We start from the raw sequence: 14,867 nt of genomic DNA on the forward strand, positions 1-14,867 counted from the left end.
TTTACCCCCCACATCGGCAATTTTTGTACCAGGCTTAAGCAAAAAGGGTCATCAGACAATGTGGGGCAGAATGAAAGAGCAAAAACGATCAACGATTGGTATTGCACCTTATGGCGGTTCAGCAGGCGGCTGGGGTGCGTTAAAAGCGGTTGCCGATGCGTTACGCGGCCAGATGTCCGTCAAGCAGGACGTGATTGCACTCTTCAGAGTAAACCAGCCGCAGGGCTTTGACTGCCCTGGCTGCGCCTGGCCCGATCCGCAGCACACCTCATCCTTTGAATTTTGTGAAAACGGCGCGAAGGCCGTCTCCTGGGAGGCGACCAGTAAACGCGCGACGCCGGAATTTTTCGCCACGCACACGGTGAGTGAACTGTGGGAGCGAAACGCGTTTGAGCTGGAAGGCGAGGGGCGCTTAACGCACCCGATGAAATATGATGCCGCCAGCGATACGTACCAGCCCATTGCATGGGAGACCGCTTTTCGCGAAATCGGCGAGCTGCTGCGTAGCTATGACGATCCCAACAGCGTCGAGTTTTACACCTCCGGGCGCGCCTCGAACGAAGCCGCTTTTCTCTGGCAACTGTTTGCCCGCGAGTACGGCACTAACAATTTCCCGGATTGCTCCAACATGTGTCACGAACCGACAAGCGTCGGCCTGCCGGAATCCATTGGCGTTGGCAAAGGCACCGTAGAGCTGGAAGATTTTGACCATTGCGATCTGGTGCTGTGTATCGGCCATAACCCCGGCACTAACCACCCGCGGATGCTTGGTACACTGCGTGAAGTTTCCAGACGCGGCGCAACCATTGTTGCCATCAACCCGCTGCGCGAAAGGGGGCTGGAGCGTTTTACGTCACCGCAAAGCCCGATTGAGATGCTGGCCTTAAGCTCAACCAAACTGGCGTCGACCTACTACAAAGTGCGGGTCGGCGGCGATGCCGCGATGCTGAAAGGGGTGATGAAGATCCTGCTGTCGATGCATGAAGAGGCGCTGGCAAAAGGCGAGCCGGGTGTCATCGACGAAGTGTTTATTCGCCAGCACACGCGGGGGTTTGAGGCGCTGAAAGCCGATCTTGATGCGACCGACTGGGATCATATTCTTAAAGTCTCTGGCATGGAGCGCAAAGAGATCCAGAACATCGCCCGGCTGTATGCCGACGCGGAACGCACCATTATCTGTTACGGCATGGGCATCACCCAGCACCAGTACGGCACACAGAACGTGCAGCAAATTGCTAACTTGCTGCTGCTGCGCGGCAATATCGGCAAACAGGGGGCGGGCATTTGTCCGCTGCGCGGTCACTCGAATGTGCAGGGCGACCGTACCGTCGGCATTACCGAAATCCCGTATCCTGAGCTGCTCGATAACATCGAAAAAGTCTTTGGCTTTAAACCGCCCCGTGAACACGGGCATGGCGCTGTAGCGGCGATTCAGGCGATGCGTGACGGTAAAGTCAACGCGCTGCTGTGCCTCGGTGGCAATCTGGCGGAAGCGATTTCCGACCCGCTTACGACGTTCCCGGCGATGCGCAAGCTCGATTTGGTGGTGCATATGGCCACCAAACTGAACCGCTCGCACCTGCTGTTGGGCAAACATAATTATCTGTTGCCGGTGCTGGGACGTACCGAAACGGATATGCAAGCCTCGGGCGTGCAGAGCGTGACGGTGGAAGATTCCATGTCGATGGTCCATGCCTCGCGCGGCACATTAACGCCCGCTTCGCCGCACCTTAAATCAGAACCTGCGTTGGTTGCTGCGCTGGCGAAAGCGACGCTGCCGGACACGGTGGTCGACTGGGAAAAAATGGTCAGCGATTACAGCTATATTCGTGATGCCATCGAAGCCGTCTTCCCGGCATTCAGCAATTTCAACGAGCGGGTGAAAAAACCGGGTGGATTCCGCTTACGCAATACCGCTTCTGAGCGCGTGTGGAATACGCCGTCGGGCTTTGCCGAATTCAAAGTGATGCAGGGGATTAATGAAGATCCACGTTCGCTGAAATGCCACGATCTGGTGCTGACCACATTGCGTAGCCACGATCAGTACAACACCACGCTGTATGGGCTGAACGACCGTTATCGCGGCGTCACCGGGCGGCGGGATGTGCTGTTTATTAATGCCGATGAGGCGGAAAAACGCGAATTGCGCGTTGGCGATCAGGTCAATATTGTGGCTCTCGATCCTGACGGTAACCTGACCTCGCGGCGCATGGAAAATCTGACTGTTGTGGTGCTGGATATGGCACCCGGTTCGGTGGGCGCGTATTACCCGGAGGCGAATATTCTGGTGCCGCTGGATAGCCACGATACCAAAAGTGGGATCCCGGCGTATAAAAGCATCCCGATTGCGATGGAGCGCGTCGAGGTGCCGGTTGTCACATCGGGCGCGCGGCGTTAAAGGGAGTCAGGCCCGGTAAGCGAAGCGCCACCGGGCAAAGCATCCCACGATTACTGCGGGAACCACTGATCGCTGATTTTCTGGTACGTGCCGTCAACTTTAATCGCTTTCAGCGCGGCGTTCAGTTTTTCCAGAAGTGCTTTGTTATCCGGGCGCACGGCGATGCCGAGGCCGGTGCCGAAGTATTGCGGATCGGTCACTTTCGGCGTCGCTGCACCCAACTGTGGGTTGGTTTTCAGCCACTCGTTGACCACTGCCGTATCGCCAAAGACGCCATCAATACGGCCATTTTTCAGGTCAATAATCGCGTTCTGGTAGCTGTCATACGCCACGGTAGTCACTTCCGGGTGTTTATCCTGCAAATATTTCTGATGGGTGGTGCCGTTTTCCATGCCGATGCGTTTGCCTTTGAGATCCTCAAAGGATTTGAAGGCATCTTTTTTGGCAATCACCAGCGCGGAGTTGGCGTAGTACGGGTCGGTAAACGCAACCTGCTTGCTGCGCTCCGGCGTAATGTCCATACCGGAAATCACGGCGTCATATTTTTTAAATTTCAGCGACGGGATCAGGCTGTCGAAGGCGTGGTTAGTAAAGGTACAGTTCGCCTGCATCTGCTTGCACAGCGCGTTTGCCAGATCGATATCAAAACCGACAATGTTGTTATTCGCATCCATTGATTCAAACGGCGGATAAGTGGCGGAAACGCCAAAGTTAATTTTATCGGCGGCAGAGGCACCTGCGGCAACCGTGGCGAGAAGGGCGGCCAGTATCAGTTTTTTCATTATATTGAACTCCTGTCTGTCTATCTTATTGTTGTTACCGTGTCTGCGGCATGGGGCTAACCATGCCATTAAATGAATTTATATTCAAATATCATGATTAATTATTTTATCGATGACAAAAATAAAGGCGAGTAATGAGTGCATTAGCTCGCCTTTGATTGTTATTTATGCAATTAGCTGCGTCGTTCGAACGCCAGCGCTTTGCTCTCAATCAGGCGCATCATCAGCGTCAACAAGCCGTTGACCACCAGATAAATCAAGCCTGCCGCGCCAAACACCGTGACGTCATAGGTGCGCCCATACAGCAACTGGCCGTGTCCCATTACTTCCATCAGCGTAATGGTGTAGGCCAGCGAGGTGCTTTTAAACACCAGCACCACTTCGTTGGAGTAGGAAGAGAGCGCGCGTTTAAAGGCATACGGCAGCAAAATCGCCAGCGTATCTTTCTTGCTCATCCCCAGCGCACCGCAGGATTGCCACTGCCCGTCCGGGATGGCGCGGATCGCCCCGTAAAACAGTTGCGTGGTGTAGGCCGCGCTGTTCAGTGACAGCGCCAGCATCGCGCAAAGCCACGGTTCAGAGAGCAGATGCCAGATCACCGGATAATTTTGCAGCGACGGGAATTGCCCCGGCCCGTAATAAATCAGGAAGATCTGCACCAGCAGCGGCGTGCCGGTAAACAGCGTAATGTAGCCGCGCACTATCTGCACCAGCACCGGCGTTTTCAGCGTAAGCACGATGGTAAACAGCACCGACAGGATCAGGGCCGCAATCAGCGAAGCCACGGTCAGCGTCAGACTGGTATGCAGGCCTTTGAACAGCTCAGGCATAAACTCAAGCATTATCCCGGCCTCCGTTCAAAACGCGTCGCGCGCAGGTCAATGCGTTTAAGCACCCACTGGCTGAACAAGGTGATCACCAGATAGATTGCCGCCGCCACGATATACCAGGTAAACGGCTCCTGAGTGCGGGTGGCGATACTTTTGGTTTGCAGCATCAAATCGTTAACGCTTATCAGCGACACCAGCGCGGTATCCTTCAACAGCACCAGCCACTGGTTGCCCAGCCCCGGCAGCGCATGACGCCACATTTGCGGCATCACCAGACGAAAGAAAATCGCGCCTTTCGACAACCCCAGCGCCTGGCCGGACTCGCGTTGCCCGTCCGGCACCGCTTTTAACGCACCGCGCAGGGTTTGCGAGGCGTAAGCGGCGTACAGCAAGGAGAGGGCGATCACGCCGCACAGGAACGGACTGACATCGAAGTTTTCAATCTGCATCTGCACCGGGATCTGCACAACGCCCAGGTTGATGACAAAGCCGTCCGAGAGCATCAGCAGCAATTGCGAGGAGCCGAAGTAGATAAACAGCACCACCAGGATTTCCGGCAGGCCGCGAAAAATCGTCACCAGCGCGGTGCCAATCCAGGCGATGGGACGCCACTTAACGGACTCCCAGACAGCAAAGATCATCGCCAGAATCAGGCCGATGATCAGTGCGCAGACGGCAAGGCCGACGGTCATCCCGGCGGCGCTTGCTAAAGGAAAAAATTCATTCATTCAGGATTACTTCTGGAACCATTTGTTATAGATGGTCTGGTACGTTCCATCTTTCTTCACTTTTTCCAGCGCAGTGTTGAATTTCTGCTGCAACTCGGTGTTGCCCTGGCGAACGGCAATGCCAAGGCCCGTGCCGAAGTAATCTTTATCGGTCACTTTATCGCCCACGGCGGCCAGTTTGGCGTCCGCTTTCAGCCACTCGGTCACCACCGCCGTGTCACCAAATACCGCATCGATACGGCCGTTTTGCAGATCCAGACGCGCGTTCTGGTAGCTGTCGTAAGGCACGGTGGTGATTTCCGGGTGTTTATCGGTGATGAATTTCTGGTGCGTGGTGCCGTTCTGCACGCCAACGCGTTTGCCTTTCAGCTGATCAACACTTGCGAATTTGCCCTGTTGACCCACGAACAGCGCAGAGTTGTCGTAATACGGTGTGGTGAACAGCACCTGTTTTTCACGCTCCGGGGTGATGTCCATACCGGCCATCACGGCGTCAAAGCGGCGGAATTTCAGGCTTGGGATCAGGCTGTCAAACGCCTGGTTGGTAAAGGTACAGGTTGCGTCGATCTCTTTACACAACGCATTAGCCAGGTCTACATCAAAGCCAACAATTTTATTGTTAGCGTCGGTGGATTCAAACGGAGGGTAGCTCGCTTCGGTGGCGAAACGAATGGTCTGGGCTGCTGTGGCGCTAAGGCTGACGCTTGCAAGTAGCGCGGCAATCAGTACTTTTTTCATTGTCATTATTCCCGGGTCTTCAGTGAGATAGGTAGTATTTAAACGCGTCGGTCTGCGGCGCAGCAAAGCAGCCCGCATCCCCTTGCTCAACAATGTGACCGTTTTCCATATACACCACGCGACTGGCCGTCTTGCGCGCCACTTCCACTTCGTGGGTCACGATAACTTGCGTAATACCGGTTTCCGACAGCTCACGAATGATGCTGACGATCTGCGCGGTGATCTCAGGATCGAGCGCAGCAGTAGGTTCATCAAACAGCAGCACCTGCGGCTCCATCATCAGCGCGCGGGCGATAGCGACACGCTGTTGCTGCCCGCCGGACAAATGCAACGGATAGCGATCGCTATACGGTTTGAGACGTAAACGCTCCAGCAGCTTTTCAGCCCGTTCCAGCGCCTGATCTTTGCGTAACCCAAGCACGCGGCACGGAGCTTCAATCAGGTTTTGCTGCACGGTTAAATGCGGCCAGAGATTATATTGCTGAAACACCATGCCCACGTTCTGGCGTAATTCGCGGATCGCTTTATCAGACGGGGTTTTGGCGAAGTCAAAATGATTGCCTGCAATGGTCAACTGGCCGGAGCGTGGCATTTCGAGCAGGTTGAGTACGCGCAACAGCGAACTTTTACCCGCGCCGCTTGGGCCGAGCAGCACCAGTGTTTCACCCTGCGGGCAATCCAGTGTGATATCGAACAGCGCCTGATGTGCGCCGTAAAAGCAATTGATGCTGTTTAATTTAATACTCATCGAAGCAGTCTGATAGCAATTGAGGCCGCAAATAGTAACGTTGACAGAATAGTTATGCAATATTTGTGCGTTAAAACTTAAAAATAAACCAGGTTACTACATAAAGTTAGCACAAAATACCGAACGGCGAGGGAAGCAGGTATAAATGTCGGCATTCCTTATGGAATGCCAGACATTTTATGGGGGTTAAGTTTGCTTTACTGAATAATCAACGATGTTCAATCGACTGGCGCAGCGTCCCGGCCGGGGCGTGAACCGTGCCGCCAAGATAGCGCACATCATCAATGGCCCAGCACTGTCCTTCGCGGATCATCAACACTTCATCCTGCCAGTGCTGATCGCCTTTGGTCAGCGTTACGCGCAGTGGAATATTCCGCGCATCGCTATTCGGAATGGTCGATGCGCTGGCGACATCGGCGTGCTCTGGCGCAACGGTGCGGCTGGAGAACGGATCGGCTTTCAACAGCGTGTTATTGCGCGCGTCGCGGTTGGCGGCGGTGAGCATTTTTGTTAAATCATCACTCAGGTAAGGACGCAGCGCGGACCAGTCGGTACCCGGATGGGCAATGCGGTAGTCGTAAAATTGTTGTGCCACGGTGTCGGGGCCGCCTTCTACGCACGGACCGACGCGTGAGCCGGTATCCTTATAGGCGGGCGTCACGGTGGTACAGGCGCTTAAGAGCAGCGCGCCCGGCAAGACGAAAGTCAAAACTGAATAGTGCATATGGATTTCCTTATTTCTGTTCAGAAGTCACGACTTTTCAAGAATAGTGTATTGAACCCATAATGTGTGTTGTAACGCATTGAACGTTAAAAGGGAGAGTGATGAAAAAGTGGGGATTACTGCTGCTGGCGCTCATGTTGGCAGGCTGCGCCAGTGATAAGGACAAAGAGAAAGAGGCAGGCGTTATCGAAAAGCCGGGCTATCAACTTGTTACCGGCTACCGGGCGCAAGCGGCTTATCCGCGCATCAAAGTGTTGGTTCTCCATTATACGGCCGATGATTTTGATGTCTCGCTGGCGACACTACTGGGAAAAGAGGTGAGTTCTCACTATTTAATCCCGGCGCATCCGCCGCGGGAAAACGGCAAACCGCGCATCTGGCAACTGGTGCCGGAGCAGGATCTCGCCTGGCATGCCGGCCCCAGCTTCTGGCGCGGTGCAACGCGCATCAACGATACCTCCATTGGCATTGAGCTGGAAAACCGCGGCTGGCAGAAAACGGCGAGCGGGAAAACGTTCGCCCCGTTTGCGCAAGCGCAAATTAATGCCTTGATTCCATTAGTAAAAGATATTGTCGCGCGTTACCACATTGCTCCGGAGAATGTGGTAGCCCATGCGGACATTGCGCCGCAGCGTAAAGATGATCCCGGCCCGCAATTTCCCTGGCAGTTGTTAGCGGCGCGGGGAATTGGTGCCTGGCCCGATCCGGCGCGCGTGGCATTTTACCTTAACGGCCGCGCGGAATATGAGCGGGTCAACAGCGCGACACTGCTGGATTTGCTGGCGCGTTATGGCTACGACGTCAAACCGTACATGACACCGCTGCAACAAAAGCGGGTGATCATGGCGTTTCAGATGCATTTTCGCCCGGCGCGGTGGGACGGCGTCGCTGATGCTGAAAGCTTAGCTATCGCCGAGGCGTTACTGGAAAAATACGGCCAGGCGGGATGATCCCTGCGACCCGCTTAACGGTGCAGTTTGCCGTGATCTTTCAGCCAGTACGCCGTGCGTTTGATGCCCTCATCCAGTGTCACAATCGGCGTATAGCCCAGCTCCTGCTGCGCGCGGCTGATATCCAGCGTGAAATCAAAATTAAGCTTCGAGACGCCGTAATGGGTAAACGCCGGCTCTTTCGCGCGCTTGTCGCCAAAGCGCTCCATACTGCGGGCGACCATATCGAGCATGGCATAAGGCACCGAGCGAATGCGGCAGTGAATATTTAGCTCATCAATCAATGTCTGCACGATGCTGCGCAGGGATCGCGGTTCGCCATTGGTGATGTTATAGGCGCGCCCGGAAGGCAGCGTATCGCAGTGCTGCTGGCTTGCCAGCCACATCGCATGGACCGCATTTTCGTAATAGGTCATATCCACCAGCGCATCGCCACCGCGCGGCAATAATACGCTGCGGTAATGTTGCATCATCTGCGCCAGGCGCGGGATAAAGACTTTATCGTGGGGGCCGAACAGGCTTTGCGGGCGCAAAATCGTAAACCGCGTATGCGGGTTAGCCTGCGCCAGCAAATCAATCACCTGTTCACCAGCGGCTTTACTGCGGGCGAACTCGTTGGCGAAGCGCGACGGGCGGAAATCTTCGTTGATGTCGTGATGGTGGTGATAATCAAAATAGAGAGAAGGGGAGGAGATATGAATAAAGTTACGCACGCCCCAGGCGACAGCCCATTCTCCAAGGCGGCGCGTGGCACGTACGTTGGCAAGATCGAACGCTTCCTGGGTTCCCCACGGCGAGGTGAAGCTGGAGCAGTGCCACAGCGTATCGATATCGGCGAGCATCACTTTCGCCTGCGAAGAGACCAGTTGAGTCAAATCGGCATGGACAAATTCCGCGCCCATTTTACTGAGCAGTTTGCCCATCGCTTCATTGCGACCGGTCGCCCGGACGGTAATGCCTTTTTGACGCAGATATTCGACGGCGTTTCGGCCTAAACCGCTGGTTGCGCCCGTGACCAGTACCTTCATATCAATCCACTGTGTTAAGCGTTTATCGCGGGCATTCTTCCGTGAATCACGCCCCGATGCAATGAGATTGTTAAAAGAAAAGCGTCCTGCTCAGACTTTTTCACTACTTTCTTCCGCAAGCCTGGCGATTTGCTGCGCCATGCCGCGAAAGATAAACAGATGCGCCGGGAACATTAACAGCCAGTAAAACAGCCCCGGCATGCCGTGCGGATGCCACCAGGCGCGTACGTCCAGCACCCGGTGATCGCCGTTGTCCGTCAGGGTAAAGGTCAGCCGCCCAAGCCCCGGCGCTTTCATCCCAAACAGCAACGCGAGTTGTTGTTCTGGCTCGACGATGATCACTTTCCAGCTATCCACTGCATCACCCACCTGTAAAAAGGGGCGCTCCGGTCGCCCGCGCGGCAAAGTATGGCCGATCACACCGTCCAGCGCGGCGCGGGTTTGCCACAGCAGATTGCCGAAAAAGTAGCGCTCTTTGCCGCCGATGCGGTTCACTACTTCCCATAGCGCCTGCGCACTGGCGCGGGTTTTCACGCTATAACCGGCCTGTTTCGGGTAGTAGCCATATTGTGGACGCCAGCGGGAAAACGCCTGTGGGTCGTAACCCCAGTCGCTTGAATTCACCAGCTTTTCCTCTTCCTGCAAGGTGCGGCGCACGGCGTCATCAAAGGAGATTAAGCTCTGCGGGATCAGACGACGCAGCGCGCGGTCATCGGCCAGCAGATCGTGCTTCAATCCCTGAATTAGCGCTTTGGCAATGGTGGGCGGCACGGAGGTGATGAGATGCAAAAACCAGACGGAAATCAGCCGCGTCGGCAACGGCAGGGGAATGAGCGGGCGATGTACGCCGCTAACCGCCATAAAGTGGCTAAACTGCTGCTGGTAACTCAACACTTCCGGCCCGGCGGCCTCAAACACCCGATGTTCGTTAGCCGGATGATTCAGCAACTCAAGCAGGTAATGCATTAAATTTTCCAGCGCAATCGGCGTGGTTCGTGAACGCACCCAGCGCGGCGGAGTAAGCACTGGCAGGTTAAACACCATATCGCGCATCACTTCGAAGGCCGCCGAACCGGCACCGACAATGATCCCGGCGCGTAGTTCGGTGACCGGTACGCCCGCCGTGCGCAGCAGATCGCCAGTATATTGCCGGGCCAGCAGATGATCGGAGTGTGTTGCGCCTTTTGCCTGTAACGAACTCAGAAAGATCACCTGCTTGACGGATGACTCGCGCAGCGCATCGCGCACATTGAGTGCAATTTGCCGTTCATGGGCGACGAAATCCCCGCTCTCGCCCATGCTGTGCACCAGATAGTAGAGCGTATCGATATCAGCAAGCAGTGCCGGTAAGTCCTGCGGCCAGAAGAGATCAATGGCGTGATAGCTCACGCCCGGCAACGCCTGTTTTTGCAAACGCGCTACGTGCCGCGCCGCCGCTTTTACCTGATGTCCCTGCTGGCTTAATGCCTTTACCAGCCGCTGGCCGATATAGCCGCTGGCGCCGAGCACGCCAATCCGCTGCGCCACGTTTCGCTCCTTAGCGCTGTAAAAAGGCCTGCCAGTGGCGCACTAATTCGGTCAATTGCTGGCGATTAACATCCAGATGCGTGACCAGGCGCACCACCGGTGAAACGTTTACCAACACGTCGCGCTCGCGCAGAAACGCGCCCAGCTCAGCGGCATCATCGCCCATGCGTACAAACAGCATATTGGTGTCGTGACGCATCACATCCGCGCCAATCTCGCGCAGTTGCGTTGCCAGCCAGGCGGCGTTGTCGTGATCCTCTTTTAACCGCGCGACATTGTTTTTCAGCGCATAGAGACCCGCTGCGGCGAGAATGCCCGCCTGGCGCATCCCGCCGCCGGTCATCTTGCGCCAGCGGTTAGCGCGGGCGATATAGGCTCGTTCGCCCACCAGCAGCGACCCCACTGGCGTACCAAGGCCTTTGGATAGGCAGATAGTGAACGAGTCGCAATAGTGCGCGATATCTTTTAATTCGCAGCCATATTCCACCAGCGCATTGAAGATACGCGCGCCATCAACGTGCAGCGCCAGCCCGCGCTCGCGGGTAAATTCCCACGCCTGTTTCAGGTAGTCGCGCGGCAGGACTTTGCCGTTGTGGGTGTTTTCCAGGCTGAGCAATTTAGTGCGCGCGAAGTGGATATCATCAGCTTTGATCTTCGCCGCGACTTTATCTAGCGGCAGGGTGCCGTCAGCGGCCGCGTCGATGGGCTGAGGTTGAATGCTGCCGAGCACCGCTGCGCCACCGGCTTCGTAGAGGTAGTTATGCGCGCCCTGACCGACGATATACTCTTCGCCGCGCTCACAATGGCTGAGCAGCGCCACCAGGTTGGCTTGCGTGCCGGTAGGCAGAAACAGGGCGGCTTCTTTGCCGCTGAGGTCAGCGGCGTATTGTTGCAGTTCGTTCACCGTCGGGTCGTCACCGTAAACATCATCTCCGACCGGGGCGGCCATCATCTGTTCCAGCATGGCGCGGCCTGGTCGGGTTACGGTATCACTGCGTAAATCAATCACGGCATTTCCTTAACTTGCGATAGGTAATGCCCTCTGTTTTACCTGAGCCAGTTGGTTTTCGCCAGTTCGATAACCTCGTCGCCGCGCCCGCTGATAATGGCGCGCATCATATACAAACTGAAGCCTTTGGCCTGCTCCAGCTTGATTTGCGGCGGAATAGCCAACTCCTCTTTCGCCACCGTGACATCGACCAGCACCGGGCCATCAATGGAGAACGCGCGTTGCAGCGCCTCATCAACATCGGCGGATTTTTCCACGCGGATGCCGGTAATGCCGCAGGCTTCGGCGATGCGGGCAAAGTTGGTGTCCTGCAATTCAGTGCCGTCAGTGAGATAGCCGCCCGCTTTCATCTCCATCGCCACAAAGCCGAGCACGCTGTTGTTAAAGACGATGATTTTTAGCGGCAGCTTCATCTGCGCCACCGAGAGAAAATCACCCATCAACATGCTGAAACCGCCATCGCCGCACAGCGCCACTACTTGCCGGTCCGGGTAGGTGGCTTTCGCGCCGAGCGCCTGCGGCATGGCGTTCGCCATCGAACCGTGGTTAAAAGAGCCAATCAACCGGCGTTTGCCGTTCATTTTCAAATAACGTGCTGCCCAGACGGTGGGCGTGCCGACATCGCAGGTGAAAATCGCGTCATCAGCAGCAAAATGGCTGATTTGCTGCGCCAGATATTGCGGGTGTATCGCTTTCTCGCTCGGTTTCGCCAGTTCATCCAGCCCTTTGCGCGCATCACGGTAATCTTCCAGCGCTTTATCAAGGAATGTGCGGTCGGTTTTCGCCTCCAGCAGCGGCAACAGGGCGGCGAGTGTGGCTTTGATATCGCCCACCAGCGCCATATCGACTTTACTGTGCGCGCCGAGGCTTGCCGGGTTGATATCAATCTGGATGATTTTCGCGTCGGTCGGGTAGAACGCACGATAGGGGAATTGCGTGCCGAGCAGCACGAGCGTGTCGGCGTTCATCATGGTATGGAAGCCGGATGAAAAACCAATCAGCCCGGTCATGCCGACATCGTAAGGGTTGGCATATTCCACATGCTCTTTGCCGCGCATGGCATGCACGATGGGGGCGTTGAGTTTACCGGCAAATTCCAGTAGTTCTTTGTGTGCCCCGGCGCAGCCGCTACCGCACATCAGCGCGACATTGCTGGAGTAGCGCAGCAGTTGCGCCAGTTTATGCAGCTCTTGCTCTGTGGGCACGACAACCGGTTGCGGCGCGCTGTACCAGTGGCTGCTGGCGCTTTCCGGCGCGGGCTTCAGCGCCACATCGCCTGGCAAGACCACCACGGAAACGCCTTTGTTGAGTATGGCTTTGCGCATGGCGATCGCCAGCACTTGCGGGATCTGATCCGGGTTGGAAACCAGCTCGCAATAGTGGCTGCACTCGCGAAAGAGTTCTTGTGGATGGGTTTCCTGAAAATAGCCGCTGCCGATTTCGCTCGACGGAATATGCGCGGCGATGGCGAGCACCGGAACATGGTTGCGGTGGCAGTCAAACAGGCCATTGATTAAATGCAAATTACCCGGCCCGCAGGAACCTGCACAGACCGCCAGTTCGCCGGTCAGTTGCGCTTCCGCGCCAGCGGCAAAGGCGGCGACCTCTTCGTGACGGGTTGGCATCCAGTCGATGGTGCCCATGCGGTTCAGGCTGTCGCTAAGTCCGTTAAGGGAGTCACCGGTGACGCCCCAAATCCGTTTTACGCCAGCCTGTTCCAGGGTTTTGGCGATATACGCGGCCACTGTCTGTTTCATGATGACGCTCCTTTTTGTGATCGTGCTTACAAGCTTAGACAATGAAGCGGTCACGGAGCGGAATTATTATGTCCATAAGTAAAACGGGGGTTTATTTTAATTACGAAACGGCATAGTTTTGTAACTGTCGATGAAAACAGGAATCATTTCAAATGGTTAAATCATTGTTAAATTCAGTCAATAATATGTTCTCCCATGACGATTTTGGTCGGCTGCTGTTACGTCTGGCGGTCGGTGGCCTGATGTTATTCCACGGGCTGCACAAATTAATTGGTGGTGTCGATGGGATTGCCGGGATGCTGGTGGCGAAAGGGTTTCCCGGTTTCATTGCCTACGGCGTGTTGGTGGGCGAAGTGCTGTGTCCGATTTTGATTATTCTCGGCATTTTTACGCGTCCATCGGCATTGGTGCTGGCATTCACCATGGTTGTGGCGTGGTTGATGGTGGATACTGAAATTACCTTTACGCTGGATAAAACGGGCGCATGGGCAATTGAAAGCGTGGTGTATTACTTTATCGCCGCGCTGGCGATCGCGTTTATGGGCGCGGGGCGTTATTCCGTGGCTCCCGCCTGGAAGTGAAATAATGCCGGATGGCGCTAAGCGCTTATCCGGCCTACAAAATCACATTCTCGTAGGCCGGATAAGGCGTAGCCGCCATCCGGCAATTCAATTCATCACGCCAATACTAAATCCCCCTGCGGGTGGCAGGAACAAGCCAGCACAAAACCGTCGGCAATCTCCTGTTCCGTCAGCGTCATGGTACTGCTCACCGTATACTCCCCAGAAACCACCTGCGTTTTACAACAGCCGCATACGCCCGCACGACAGGCGGCGTTGACCGGGACTTTATTGCTTTCCAGCGCCTCCAGCAGCGTGCTACCCACCGGCGCGTAGAAGGTTTTCACCGGCGACAGCTTGCTGAATTTCAGCCCGCTGGTGGCGGCTTCAGCCACTGGTGTGAAGAACTGCTCTTTAAAGAAACGCGTTACGCCGAGCGCTTTCACTTCTTGCTCTACCCATTCCATATACGGCGCAGGACCGCAGGTCATCACCGTGCGCGAGGCAAGATCCGGCACGGCGTTGAGCAGGTCGCGACTCAAACGACCCGATGCAAAGCCAGCAGTGGCGTTGTTCTCTGCCACCAGCGTCACCGGGTAGTTGCGCCACTCGTCGGCAAAAATCACGTCGTCCGGTGAACGCACATTGAAAATCACCTGCACATCGGCCTGCGGGCGGTATTTCGCCAGCCAGCGACGCATTGACATAATCGGCGTCACGCCGCACCCTGCCGCCAGCAGCAACAGCTTATCGTTCGGTTCGTTATCGCAGGTGAATTCCCCCTGCGCATCGGAAAGCCATAGATAATCGCCGCGTTTCACTTCGCGCGTCAGCCACTGCGAGCCTGCACCTTCATCAATCCGGCGGATGGTCAGCGTAATGTATTCGCTGATGCCCGGCGTAGACGAAATGGTATAGGCGCGAAGCGTCTGCGCGCTGTTGCGAATACTCACCAGCGCGTATTGCCCGGCGCGGTACGGATAGTAATCGTGGCACAGCAGCGAGAGCGTCCAGACATCCGGCGTCTCCTGGCGGATGTGATGAACCTGCATACGCCACGGGCACTGAGGGGTTGGCATGGTCATAAA

General features: G+C 55.8%; 14 protein-coding genes. 3 read left to right on the plus strand and 11 right to left on the minus strand.

Going from position 1 to position 14,867, the window contains the following annotated elements:
• Positions 1–70 precede the first annotated feature (70 nt).
• Entirely contained in the window at positions 71–2,398 is a 2,328-nt protein-coding gene (locus Q5705_08170; protein WLI78500.1) for an FdhF/YdeP family oxidoreductase, read from the plus strand.
• A 50-nt stretch (positions 2,399–2,448) separates the two neighbouring features.
• On the opposite strand, the gene artJ is transcribed toward Q5705_08170, so the two are convergent.
• The 6 genes from artJ to Q5705_08200 all read right to left on the minus strand — a co-directional run bounded on the left by artJ (position 2,449) and on the right by Q5705_08200 (position 6,948).
• A complete protein-coding gene (artJ, locus tag Q5705_08175) occupies positions 2,449–3,180 on the minus strand; it encodes an arginine ABC transporter substrate-binding protein ArtJ (protein ID WLI78501.1) in 732 nt (243 codons plus the stop codon).
• 173 nt (positions 3,181–3,353) lie between these two features.
• Entirely contained in the window at positions 3,354–4,022 is a 669-nt protein-coding gene (artM, locus tag Q5705_08180; GenBank protein ID WLI78502.1) for an arginine ABC transporter permease ArtM, read from the minus strand.
• A complete protein-coding gene (gene artQ / locus Q5705_08185) occupies positions 4,022–4,738 on the minus strand; it encodes an arginine ABC transporter permease ArtQ (protein ID WLI78503.1) in 717 nt (238 codons plus the stop codon). The genes artM and artQ overlap by 1 nt, the downstream gene beginning before the upstream one ends.
• Before the next feature lie 6 nt (positions 4,739–4,744).
• Complete coding sequence (gene artI / locus Q5705_08190; protein ID WLI78504.1) at positions 4,745–5,476, minus strand: arginine ABC transporter substrate-binding protein ArtI; 732 nt, start codon at positions 5,474–5,476, stop codon at positions 4,745–4,747.
• A 19-nt stretch (positions 5,477–5,495) separates the two neighbouring features.
• Positions 5,496–6,224 (minus strand): arginine ABC transporter ATP-binding protein ArtP, encoded by a 729-nt coding sequence (gene artP, locus Q5705_08195; protein ID WLI78505.1) that lies wholly within the window; start codon positions 6,222–6,224, stop codon positions 5,496–5,498.
• A 208-nt stretch (positions 6,225–6,432) separates the two neighbouring features.
• Positions 6,433–6,948 (minus strand): lipoprotein, encoded by a 516-nt coding sequence (locus Q5705_08200; GenBank protein ID WLI78506.1) that lies wholly within the window; start codon positions 6,946–6,948, stop codon positions 6,433–6,435.
• Between the two features lie 101 nt (positions 6,949–7,049).
• Here Q5705_08200 and Q5705_08205 point away from each other — a divergent pair, with 101 nt between their 5' ends.
• The gene (locus Q5705_08205; protein ID WLI78507.1) at positions 7,050–7,898 is read left to right on the plus strand and encodes an N-acetylmuramoyl-L-alanine amidase; all 849 of its coding nucleotides are present in this window, start codon (positions 7,050–7,052) and stop codon (positions 7,896–7,898) included.
• 14 nt (positions 7,899–7,912) lie between these two features.
• Here Q5705_08205 and Q5705_08210 read toward each other — a convergent pair whose 3' ends face one another.
• The 4 genes from Q5705_08210 to poxB form a co-directional block, all read right to left on the minus strand.
• Positions 7,913–8,926 carry an NAD(P)-dependent oxidoreductase gene (locus Q5705_08210; GenBank protein ID WLI78508.1) on the minus strand — a complete coding sequence of 338 codons (1,014 nt, stop codon included), beginning with the start codon at positions 8,924–8,926 and terminating at the stop codon, positions 7,913–7,915.
• 90 nt (positions 8,927–9,016) lie between these two features.
• The gene (locus tag Q5705_08215; GenBank protein ID WLI78509.1) at positions 9,017–10,453 is read right to left on the minus strand and encodes a DUF2867 domain-containing protein; all 1,437 of its coding nucleotides are present in this window, start codon (positions 10,451–10,453) and stop codon (positions 9,017–9,019) included.
• A 10-nt stretch (positions 10,454–10,463) separates the two neighbouring features.
• Positions 10,464–11,462: a low-specificity L-threonine aldolase gene (ltaE, locus tag Q5705_08220; protein WLI78510.1), complete on the minus strand. Its 999-nt coding sequence runs from the start codon at positions 11,460–11,462 to the stop codon at positions 10,464–10,466.
• A 38-nt stretch (positions 11,463–11,500) separates the two neighbouring features.
• Positions 11,501–13,219: a ubiquinone-dependent pyruvate dehydrogenase gene (gene poxB, locus Q5705_08225; GenBank protein ID WLI78511.1), complete on the minus strand. Its 1,719-nt coding sequence runs from the start codon at positions 13,217–13,219 to the stop codon at positions 11,501–11,503.
• Between the two features lie 152 nt (positions 13,220–13,371).
• Between poxB and Q5705_08230 the strand changes: the two genes are divergently transcribed.
• Positions 13,372–13,800 carry a DoxX family protein gene (locus tag Q5705_08230; protein WLI78512.1) on the plus strand — a complete coding sequence of 143 codons (429 nt, stop codon included), beginning with the start codon at positions 13,372–13,374 and terminating at the stop codon, positions 13,798–13,800.
• 95 nt (positions 13,801–13,895) lie between these two features.
• Here the strand turns inward: Q5705_08230 and hcr are convergent, their stop codons facing one another.
• Positions 13,896–14,864: an NADH oxidoreductase gene (gene hcr / locus Q5705_08235; protein ID WLI78513.1), complete on the minus strand. Its 969-nt coding sequence runs from the start codon at positions 14,862–14,864 to the stop codon at positions 13,896–13,898.
• Positions 14,865–14,867 lie beyond the last annotated feature (3 nt).

This window comes from Kosakonia sp. H02 (assembly GCA_030704225.1).
Taxonomy (GTDB): Bacteria; Pseudomonadota; Gammaproteobacteria; order Enterobacterales; family Enterobacteriaceae; genus Kosakonia.

Bases quoted from the DNA above. Each gene is read 5' to 3' on its own strand.
- Q5705_08170 (WLI78500.1), top strand. From the start codon at position 71: ATGAAAGAGCAAAAACGATCAACGATTGGTATTGCACCTTATGGCGGT.
- artJ (WLI78501.1), bottom strand. From the start codon at position 3,180: ATGAAAAAACTGATACTGGCCGCCCTTCTCGCCACGGTTGCCGCAGGT.
- artM (WLI78502.1), bottom strand. From the start codon at position 4,022: ATGCTTGAGTTTATGCCTGAGCTGTTCAAAGGCCTGCATACCAGTCTG.
- artQ (WLI78503.1), bottom strand. From the start codon at position 4,738: ATGAATGAATTTTTTCCTTTAGCAAGCGCCGCCGGGATGACCGTCGGC.
- artI (WLI78504.1), bottom strand. From the start codon at position 5,476: ATGAAAAAAGTACTGATTGCCGCGCTACTTGCAAGCGTCAGCCTTAGC.
- artP (WLI78505.1), bottom strand. From the start codon at position 6,224: ATGAGTATTAAATTAAACAGCATCAATTGCTTTTACGGCGCACATCAG.
- Q5705_08200 (WLI78506.1), bottom strand. From the start codon at position 6,948: ATGCACTATTCAGTTTTGACTTTCGTCTTGCCGGGCGCGCTGCTCTTA.
- Q5705_08205 (WLI78507.1), top strand. From the start codon at position 7,050: ATGAAAAAGTGGGGATTACTGCTGCTGGCGCTCATGTTGGCAGGCTGC.
- Q5705_08210 (WLI78508.1), bottom strand. From the start codon at position 8,926: ATGAAGGTACTGGTCACGGGCGCAACCAGCGGTTTAGGCCGAAACGCC.
- poxB (WLI78511.1), bottom strand. From the start codon at position 13,219: ATGAAACAGACAGTGGCCGCGTATATCGCCAAAACCCTGGAACAGGCT.
- Q5705_08230 (WLI78512.1), top strand. From the start codon at position 13,372: ATGGTTAAATCATTGTTAAATTCAGTCAATAATATGTTCTCCCATGAC.
- hcr (WLI78513.1), bottom strand. From the start codon at position 14,864: ATGACCATGCCAACCCCTCAGTGCCCGTGGCGTATGCAGGTTCATCAC.